The 8,992-nt window shown below is 71.3% G+C and carries 7 protein-coding genes and 1 tRNA gene; all 8 read left to right on the top strand.

The genetic code is table 11. The annotated features are described in order from the left end of the window. Positions 1–153 precede the first annotated feature (153 nt). The 8 genes from sppA (at position 154) to ACY45C_RS01935 (ending at position 8,992) form a co-directional block, all read left to right on the top strand. Positions 154–2,166, top strand: coding sequence for a signal peptide peptidase SppA (gene sppA / locus ACY45C_RS01970; RefSeq protein ID WP_462185957.1), 2,013 nt, complete (start codon positions 154–156; stop codon positions 2,164–2,166). 387 nt (positions 2,167–2,553) lie between these two features. After that, the gene (eno, locus tag ACY45C_RS01965; protein ID WP_462185956.1) at positions 2,554–3,837 is read left to right on the top strand and encodes a phosphopyruvate hydratase; all 1,284 of its coding nucleotides are present in this window, start codon (positions 2,554–2,556) and stop codon (positions 3,835–3,837) included. 4 nt (positions 3,838–3,841) lie between these two features. Then, positions 3,842–4,216: an FtsB family cell division protein gene (locus ACY45C_RS01960; protein ID WP_462185955.1), complete on the top strand. Its 375-nt coding sequence runs from the start codon at positions 3,842–3,844 to the stop codon at positions 4,214–4,216. Positions 4,217–4,303: 87 nt separating this feature from the next. Further along, complete coding sequence (locus tag ACY45C_RS01955) at positions 4,304–4,894, top strand: DUF501 domain-containing protein (RefSeq protein WP_462185954.1); 591 nt, start codon at positions 4,304–4,306, stop codon at positions 4,892–4,894. Positions 4,895–4,965: 71 nt separating this feature from the next. Further along, on the top strand, positions 4,966–6,048 hold the full coding sequence (locus tag ACY45C_RS01950; protein ID WP_462185953.1) for a Ppx/GppA phosphatase family protein: 1,083 nt from the start codon (positions 4,966–4,968) through the stop codon (positions 6,046–6,048). A gap of 31 nt (positions 6,049–6,079) precedes the next feature. Then, positions 6,080–6,919, top strand: coding sequence for a uracil-DNA glycosylase (locus ACY45C_RS01945; protein WP_462185952.1), 840 nt, complete (start codon positions 6,080–6,082; stop codon positions 6,917–6,919). A gap of 168 nt (positions 6,920–7,087) precedes the next feature. Further along, complete coding sequence (locus ACY45C_RS01940; RefSeq protein ID WP_462185951.1) at positions 7,088–8,635, top strand: NAD(P)/FAD-dependent oxidoreductase; 1,548 nt, start codon at positions 7,088–7,090, stop codon at positions 8,633–8,635. Between the two features lie 283 nt (positions 8,636–8,918). Then, positions 8,919–8,992: transfer RNA gene (locus ACY45C_RS01935), tRNA-Leu, on the top strand.

Here is an 8,992-nt window from a genome sequence, read left to right as displayed (position 1 = left end):
CCACGCTGCGCCGGAGGCGTCGTGGGCTGTCTGTTGGTTATCTCAGAGAGGTCGCCGGAGGCGACTGAACGGAGACTCCGTACGGCGCCTGGTGCCAGGGGTCCCCGCACTGCACCGAAGGCGCCGTGTGGGGGAAGGCTAGCCTCTGAGGGCATGGCTGCCATCCCACGTAAGGCGCTGGCCGACGTCCGCCAGATCGCGGCGCGGCGGACGGCTCCGATCGTCCTTGAACTTGATCTGACGGTCGACCCGATCGAAGGCGCCCCCACCGACCCGATCACCCTGGCGCTCGCCCGGCGCCGGACGACCCTGCGGGATGTTGTCGAAGGCCTACGGTACGCGACCGAGGATCCCCGGGTGTCCGTCGTAGTCGCGCACATCGCCGCCTGCGGGATGCCGCTGGCACGTATCCAGGAGATTCGCGCCGCGATCGCCGCGTTTCGTGCGGCCGGTGGCACCGCCATCGCCTACGCGGACACCTTCGGGGAGTTCGGGGGCGGCACGGCGCCCTACTATCTGGCCTGCGCGTTCGACGAGATCTGGCTCGCCCCGCCCGGTGACTGCGGCCTGACCGGTCTCGGGATGGAGGCGCCGTTCCTGCGAGGATCGCTCGACCGGCTCGGCATCTCCGTCGAGATCGGCCAGCGGTACGAGTACAAGAACGCCGTCAACACGCTGGTGGAGCGGGACTTCACCCCGGCGCACCTGGAGGCGGTCAGCCGGATCATCGAGTCCAGCTCCGACCAGATCGTGGCCGGCATCGCCGAGGGACGCGGGCTGTCCACCGACCGGGTCCGGCGTCTGATCGATCTCGGACCGCTGGCCGGGTCCGTCGCGCTCGACACCGGTCTCGTCGACCGTCTCGGCTACCGCGACGAGGTGTACGCGGCGGCACGGGAACGGGTGACGCGGGGGCCGTTGGCCGGATTCGAGGATGATGGGGAGGGCGCGGGCCGGGACGATGCGCGCCGCGGGCCCGGCGCGGAGCCGGTTCTGATGTACGCCTCCGCCTACCGGCGGTCCGTCGAGCGGTGGGAGAAGTTCCCGGCGCGCCGCGTAGCGGCGCTGGCGGCCGGCAGCCCGGCGGCTTTCTTCTTCCGCGAGGTTCCCGATGATCGGGACGGCTCCCGTCCCGACGGCGCCGGGGAGGCTCACCTCCACCCGGACGAGGCCGCGGGCATCGGGACGAGTGCGCTGGCCCCCTCCGTGACGGCGCCGCATCGCGACCCGAAGAAGGCGGTCATCGCGCTCATCCACGGGACCGGGCCGGTCGTCCTCGGACACGGTGCCCCGGGTCCGTTCTCCGGGCCGGTGCTCGCCGCGGAGGCCACCGCGGCGGCCTTCCGCTCCGCCGCGCGTGATCCCGCGGTGGCGGCGGCGGTGTTCCGGGTGAGCAGCCCTGGGGGTTCCTACGTCGCATCCGACCTGGTCCGCCGGGAGGCCGAGCGGTTCCGGGCCAGCGGTCGGCCGCTGATCGTCTCGATGGGTGACGTGGCGGCCTCCGGTGGCTACTTCGTCGCCCTGGCATCCGATGCGATCGTGGCGAACCCCGGCACGCTGACCGGCTCGATCGGGGTGTTCGCCGGCAAGCAGGTGATCAGCGGCCTGCTCGACAAGGTGGGAGTGGGCTTCGGTGCCGTCGCGGAGGGTGAGCATGCGCTGATGATGTCGCCGCGGCGGCCCTTCACCCCGGGGGAGCGGGAGAAGCTGGAGGAGTTCCTGGACCGGGTCTACGCCGACTTCGTCGACAAGGTAGCGACCGCTCGCGGGCTGTCCCGGGACCAGGCGCACCAGCTGGCCCGCGGCCGGGTGTGGACCGGCGCGGACGCCCATGCGCACGGCTTGGTGGACGTCCTCGGCGGGTTGGCGCAGGCGATCGAACTTGCCTGGTCGCGCGCCGGTCTGCCGGCCGGTGAGACCCCGCGGGTGCGGCTGACGCCCAAGCCGTCGGTGCTGGAACGGGTCCGGTCGCCGAAGTCCAGCGAGGACCGCGGGGCCGCCGCGTCCGTGGCCGGGTCGGTGGCCGGGTCCGCCCTGGGCCTGCTCGGCCCCGGTCCCGGTGCCGGCTTCGTCCCGGGCTGGGGGGCGCTGGCACCGCTGGCGGCGCGGCTCGGTCTGCCCTCGGCCGGTCCGCTGGTCATGCCGCCGATCGGGCGGATCGGTTAGCCGGTCCGCACCGGTGGCCCACAACGAACTCGCCGGCCTGTGGGATGCGTGACACCGCCGTCCGCGGGAGGATCGACGCCCGGGTGCCCGACGGCCAGGCAGGCGGTGGAATGACCGTCGGGTGGCCGGTGAATGGACGCGCCGCGCCGCGCCGCGCCGCGCCGGGCCGGGACCGGCGTCGCGTCGCCGTGGGGCGACGGTAGTCTCGCAGCGACCGGTTTCGTCCGGACGGCACCGCTCGTCCCGCGCTGCGATCCGCGGCAGGCCATCAGGGTCTGCCCCGGTGGCCTGCCGCGGTGTGGTGGCTTCCGGTCACCGGCCCGTGGCGGTCCGCTGCTGCCGCCGCGTCATCGTTCCGTGTCAGAGCGCATACCGGAGGTCGAAGCCGTGCCGTCCATCGAGGCCGTCGGAGCCCGCGAGATCCTTGACTCGCGCGGTAACGCCACCGTCGAGGTCGAGGTCGTTCTGGAGGACGGCACGCTGGGCCGCGCCGCGGTGCCCAGCGGGGCGAGCACCGGCGCCTTCGAGGCTGTCGAGCTGCGCGACGGGGACAACCGCTACGGCGGCAAGGGCGTGACCAAGGCCGTGGCCGCGGTGATCGACCGGATCGGTCCGGCGATCATGGAGTTGGAGGCCACCGAGCAGCGTCTTCTCGACGCGACGCTCATCGACCTCGACGGCACCCCGGGCAAGTCGGCCCTCGGCGCCAACGCCCTGCTCGGGGTCAGCCTGGCGGTGGCCAAGGCGGCGGCGTCGTCGAGTGGCCTGCCGCTGTTCCGGTACCTGGGAGGCCCGACCGCGCACCTGCTCCCGGTGCCGATGATGAACATCCTCAACGGTGGTGCCCACGCCGACACCAACGTCGATATCCAGGAGTTCATGATTGCTCCGATCGGCGCGAGCACCTTCGCCGAGTCGCTGCGCTGGGGTGCGGAGGTCTACCACGCGCTCAAGAGCGTGCTGAAGGCGCGGGGCTTGGCGACCGGCGTGGGCGACGAGGGCGGCTTCGCGCCGAGCCTGCCCACCAACCGCGAGGCTCTCGACCTCATCGCCGAGGGGATCGACAAGGCCGGCTTCGCCCTGGGGACAGACATCGCCCTGGCGTTGGACGTCGCCTCCACCGAGTTCTACGCGGACGGGTCGTACGCCTTCGAGGGCAACTCGCGTAGCGCCGAGTACCTGAGCGACTACTATGCCGAGCTCGTCTCCGCATACCCGATCGTCTCCATCGAGGACCCGCTGGCCGAGGATGACTGGGACGGCTGGGTGGCGCTCACCGAGCGGCTCGGTGGCAAGGTGCAGCTCGTCGGGGACGACCTGTTCGTGACCAACCCGGAGCGGCTGGCCCGCGGGATCGCCTTGAAGGCCGCGAACGCCCTGCTGGTGAAGGTGAACCAGATCGGCACGCTGACCGAGACGCTTGACGCGGTGAACCTGGCCCACCGTAGCGGCTACCGGGCGATGATGTCCCACCGGTCCGGCGAGACCGAGGACACCACCATCGCCGACCTCGCCGTCGCGGTCGACTGCGGTCAGATCAAGACTGGCGCCCCGGCGCGCTCGGAGCGGGTCGCGAAGTACAACCAGCTGCTGCGCATCGAGGAGGAACTCGACGACGCGGCCCGGTACGCGGGCGCCGCCGCGTTCCCCCGCCACGGGCAGGCCGGCTGATCCCATGCCGCCGCGGAACACCGCGCTGACCACGAGGGCGACCCTGCTCGCCGTCGTGATCTGCGTGCTGGTCCTGACCCTCGCTTATCCGCTGCGGCTGTACCTGCAGCAGCAGGCCAAGCTCTCCGAGCTGAGCCGGACCAACGCGCAGGCCCAGGCGAGGGTCCATGAGCTGCGGGCGACGGTCGAGCGATACGACGACCAGGCCTGGGTCGAGGACGAGGCGCGCCGTCGGCTGCATTACGTCAAGCCCGGTGAACGGGCGTACCTGATGCCGATCAAACCGGCACCCACCAAGGACGGCGACGAGACCCGCGGCGGGTCGTCCGGGGGTTCGGCCTGGTACGCCCGGCTCTGGTCGGAGATCTCGACGCCGTAGCGGTCACGGGGCGGGAGCCCCGGCCCCGGTGCGGCGAAGGGCGAAGGAACGGTCCTGGCGGACGGTGATGACGGCGAGGGGGCGAGCATGGTACCGGCGGTGACGGCCGAGGATCTCGAGATTGTGCGCTGTCAGCTCTCCCGCGAGCCGCGAGCCGTCCTCGCGGTGGCTCATCGCTGCTCGTGCGGTCTTCCCGACGTGGTCGAGACCGCACCGCGGCTTGCCGGCGGCACCCCCTTCCCGACCCTGTACTACCTCACCTGCCCCCGGGCCGCGTCGGCGATCTCGCGGCTGGAGGGGGCCGGGGTGATGCGCGAGATGACAGCCCGGCTGGCGGAGGATCCGCGGCTCGCCGCCGCCTACGCCGCCGCCCACCGGGACTACCTCGCCCGGCGCGACGCGCACGAGGTGCTGCCCGCGGCCCCGAGCGCGGGTGGCATGCCCGATCGGGTCAAGTGCCTGCACGTCCTCGTAGCGCACAGTCTCGCCGTGGGTCCGGGAGTCAATCCGTTCGGTGACGAGGCCCTTGCGGCTGTTCCCGACTGGGGGCGGCAGGGGCCGTGCGTGGCCGGTGGCCGATGTCCGGGCGTCGACGAGGCCCGCAGCCCGGACCCGCCCCAGGCGGCGGGCCGGCGGGCGACGGACCGACCGGCAGTCGTTCGACAGGGGATCCGATAGGGGACCCGACGGAGGATCCGATAGAGATCCGATAGAGATCCGATAGGGGATTTGACCGGGGAGGAGAGACCGTGAGTCGGGTCGCCGCGATCGACTGTGGAACCAACTCGATCCGTCTGCTGGTGGCGGACGTCGAGGGATCGACCCTGTACGAGCTGGCCCGCCAGATGGAGATCGTCCGGCTGGGGGCCGGGGTCGACCGGACCGGTGAGCTCGCGCCGGAGGCGCTCGCCCGCACCTTCACCGCGCTGCGGGACTATGCCGAGCAGATCGAGCGGCTGGGAGCCTCACGGGTGCGGATGGTCGCCACGAGCGCGACCCGCGACGCGCGCAACCGTCATGAGCTCGTCGCCGGGGTCCGCGCAATCCTCGGTGTGGACCCCGAGGTGATCAGCGGGGACGAGGAGGCGGCCCTGTCCTTCGGTGGCGCCATCGGTGACCTCGTCGGCCGAGCCGGTTCGTTGGACGCCGGTTCGCTTGCCGGTTCGGTCGAGGGCACGCCGACGGGGGCGGGCGCGGCGGGATCCGACCCGGTCGCCACGCCGATCCTGCTCGCCGACATCGGCGGCGGCTCGACCGAACTCGTCCTCGGGGACGCGAGCGGGGTGCGGGCCGCCCGCTCGGTGAACGTCGGATGCGTGCGGCTGGCGGAGCGGCACCTGCACGATGATCCGCCGACCGGCGCGCAGGCCGCGGCGATCGTTGCCGACGTGCACGCGGCACTCGACATCGCCGCCCGCACCGTGCCCCTGACCGAGGCGGCGACGCTGGTCGGCGTCGCGGGGACCGTCACCACGGTCGCCGCCCTCGCGGCTGATCTCCCCGAGTACGACCCGGCCCGCATCCACCTGTCCGTGACGGCGGCGGAGCAGGTCGCGCAGGTCACGGACCGGCTGCTGAGGATGACGCACGACCAGCGCGCGGCCCTGCCGGTGATGCACCCGGGTCGGGTGGACGTTATCGCCGCCGGCGCGCTCGTGCTGCGCACCCTGGTCGAGCGAACGGGCGCCGCGGCGGTGGTGGCAAGCGAACGCGACATCCTCGACGGGATATCGCTGGCCCTAGCCGCCGCGCCGGGCGCCCCGGCCACCGGGCCCGAGCGGGCGGCGTTGCCCGTCACCGCCGGCCCGTCGGTAGCCGGCCCGTTGGTATGAGGACCGGCTGTACGCGGACCGGCGGGGCGGGGTGACGGGCGGGACGGGTGGCCCGGTCCGGTCACGGGGCCCGGTGCGGCCGGGAAGCGGTTGGCCGGGGGACCTCGCCGCCGCCGACACACCGGTCGCGGCCACGCCGGCCGAGGCCCGCGCGTTGGCCGCCGACGCGACGGGCAGCCGGGAGCTCGATGCCCGGATGTCCGTCTGCCGGGCCTGCCCGCGCCTGGTCACTTGGCGGGAAGAAGTCGCGGCGGTGCGGCGGGCGGCCTTCGCCGAGCAGGCCTACTGGGGGCGTCCGGTGTCCTCGTTCGGCCCGGGCGACGCCCGGATCCTCGTCGTCGGTCTGGCGCCCGCGGCCCACGGAGGGAACCGCACCGGACGCATCTTCACCGGGGACCGCAGCGGCGACTGGCTGTTCGCCTCGTTGCACCGCGTCGGGCTGGCGGCGCTGCCGACCTCGGTGTCCGCCGGGGACGGTCAGCGTCTGACGGCCACGCGCATCGTCGCCGTCGTCCGCTGCGCTCCGTCCGCGAACAAGCCGACCACCACGGAGCGTGACACCTGCCGGCCCTGGTTGGTGCGTGACCTCGAGCTCGTCCGGCCCACCCTGCGGGTCATCGTCGTCCTCGGTGGATTCGCCTGGTCCGCCCTGTGGCCCGCCCTGGCCCAGGCCGGATTCCCGGTTCCTCCGCGCCGGGTGTCGTTCGGGCACGGCGTGCGGGCCGAACTTCCCGTATCCGGGGTGTCGATCGTCGGTTGCTATCACCCAAGCCAACAGAACACCTTCACCGGCCGGGTCACCGAAGTGATGCTTGACACGATTTTTGGCACGGCGGCGGCGCTCGCGGAAGTGGTTGAGCGGGCGGGGTAAGCCTTTGTCCTTGTGGCCGTCGACACAGAAGGTGAGCCGGAACACGGTCCGGACGCATCGGCACCACGGGCCGAAGACCGCCGGTATTCGTGTCCTGCGTCACGAAAAAAGCTGGGCGGCCAGCCCGGGACCGGGGTGTAACACGGCCCTCGTGGGTACGTTTTTGCCATGGGCTACGGGCAACCACCGCACATCCTCATCGTCGGCGGAGGATACGTCGGCATGTACACGGCCCTGCGGCTGCGGCGGAAGCTGCGCCAGGGCGAGGCATCGGTCACAGTCGTCGAGCCCAACTCGTACATGACCTATCAGCCTTTCCTCCCGGAAGCGGCGGCCGGCAACCTTGAGCCACGGCACGTGGTGGTACCGCTACGTAAGGTCCTGAAGGGCTGTCGGGTTGTCAGTGGAAGCGCGCTTCAGGTGTCGCATGGGACACGGACCGCTGTGATCCAACCATCCCTTGGCGAGAGATTTGATCTTAAATACGACATCTTGGTGATGTGTCCAGGATCGGTAGCGCGAACCCTTCCGATCCCGGGGCTCGCGGAGCAGGGCATCGGCTTCAAGAGCGCGGCCGAGGCCATTTATCTCCGTAATCAGGTCATCAGCCGGTTGGACGCGGCCGCCTCGGTGACCGATCCTGAGGTCCGGCGCCGGGCGCTGACCTTTCTCTTCATCGGTGGAGGATATGCCGGAATAGAGGCTCTTGCCGAGTTGGAGGACATGGCCCGCGATGCGTGTTCTTTCTATCCTGATCTGGAACCGACGGATATGCGGTGGGTCCTCGTTGAAGCCGCCGGCCGTATTCTTCCCGAGGTTTCACCCGGAATGGGGATTTATACTCTCCGGCAGCTCGAGCAGCGGGGTATCGACGTTAGGTTGAACACGCGGGTCGAGAGCCTGGTCGGTGGGCGGGTTGTACTGAATAACGGCGAGAAGTTCGACGCGGGCACCATCGTGTGGACGGCCGGGGTGCGGGCGAACCCGATGCTGGCCGACACGGATCTGCCCCTGGACGATCAAGGTCGGGTGCGCGCGACCGTCTTCCTGCAGGTCGACGGGGTGGGTGACGCGTGGGCCGCGGGTGACTGCGCGGCCGTGCCCGACCTGACCAGGGGCGAGGATGTCACAACCAGTCCCTCGGCCCAGCACGCCGTCCGCCAGGCCCGCCGGCTGGCTCTCAACATCCTCGCCGAACTGCGCGGCGAGCCCATCGAACCGTACGAGCACAGCTATGCCGGCAGCGTGGCGTCCCTGGGCCTGCATAAGGGTGTCGCCGAGGTCTATGGGGTCAAGCTGCGCGGCTGGCCCGCCTGGTTCATGCACCGGACGTACCACCTGGGCAGGGTTCCCACCCTCAACCGCAAGACCAGGGTGGTCGCAGACTGGTCGTTGGCACTGTTCTTCCGCCGCGAGATCGTCTCGCTCGGATCCTTCGCCGATCCCCGGGCCGAGTTCCGCCGAGCGGCGATGCCGCCCGCGTTCGCCGCGGCCATCTCCCCAGGCACGCCCGGCACTCCGGCCACGACGGCTACGACGGCTACGACGGCCACGACGAGCGGGCGGAACGGGACCACTCGCCCCCCCGCTCCCGGTGCCCCCGCGCCCGCCGTCGCCGCCGGCTCGGCCGGCGATGCCGAGGGCGGTGAGGCCGCGTCCCCGGGTGAGGATGTTGTCCGGGCCGCACCGGCCGGCAGGATCTCCCGCGGCCGGTGAATCGTCCCCCGGTCGCGACGGTTCACCGGCCCTCGTGGCTTCGCGGCACTTAGGTGGGGGTGTTTTCCCGCGTCTCCGCTCTGGCCGTCAAGACCAAACCCGACGGCGGGCCCGCCTTTTAGCGATCTGGGTTGTCCACTGATCGAAGGGGATGGCGAACAGTCGGCATCCTCGTCACGATGAGTCACGCTTTCGGTCGTGCCGCCATCTCCGGACCACTTTTTCCGCATGTGTTATTCCCAGACCCTACGTAGCGTGGTAGAAACATCAGCGATGTAGACGAGCCGGTGTATCCCAACTGGTAGAGGAGGCTGTCCTAAAAACAGCTCGAGTGTCGGTTCGACTCCGACCACCGGC

The organism is Frankia sp. CcWB2, assembly GCF_977927585.1.
Note: the sequence above shows the minus strand (reverse complement) of the source record. Positions and strands in the feature narration are given on the sequence as shown.

Coding starts and splice junctions, on each gene's coding strand:
- sppA (WP_462185957.1), top strand. CDS start 154: ATGGCTGCCATCCCACGTAAGGCGCTGGCCGACGTCCGCCAGATCGCG.
- ACY45C_RS01960 (WP_462185955.1), top strand. CDS start 3,842: ATGCCGCCGCGGAACACCGCGCTGACCACGAGGGCGACCCTGCTCGCC.
- ACY45C_RS01955 (WP_462185954.1), top strand. CDS start 4,304: ATGGTACCGGCGGTGACGGCCGAGGATCTCGAGATTGTGCGCTGTCAG.
- ACY45C_RS01940 (WP_462185951.1), top strand. CDS start 7,088: ATGGGCTACGGGCAACCACCGCACATCCTCATCGTCGGCGGAGGATAC.